The sequence below is a fragment of the Mesorhizobium sp. WSM4830 genome (assembly GCF_055811495.1).
The window spans coordinates 1-279 of record NZ_JBVVQI010000134.1; the positions used below are offsets into that span (position 1 = coordinate 1).

General features: G+C 66.7%; 1 protein-coding gene. It reads right to left on the bottom strand.

Annotation, left to right across the window (positions count from 1 at the left end; genetic code table 11):
* Positions 1-279 (bottom strand): FkbM family methyltransferase (locus AC0L2Y_RS34690; RefSeq protein WP_473562354.1); only part of this gene is annotated, 279 nt, incomplete at both ends.

Consider the following 279-nt stretch of genomic DNA (forward strand, 5'->3'; position numbering starts at 1 on the left):
CTTCGAAGCCCTCGCAGTCGAGCTTCATGAAGTCGACGTTGATCAGGTCAAGGCTGTCGAGGGTCTCCATCGGGATCTCGCCCTTGCCGCGCACCTGCGTGTTGCCGCTGCTGCCCGGCTCGGACCACATGGCCACCGAGCCGTGCTCCGCGCCCAGCGCGATCCCGTGCAGGTGCACGTGCTGGCCCACGCCGGCGAGGTTCTTTTCGAAGCACTCGCGGTGCGCGGCCACCGGTTCGAAGGCGAACACCGCGGCGAACTCGTGTTCCAGGTTGTAGG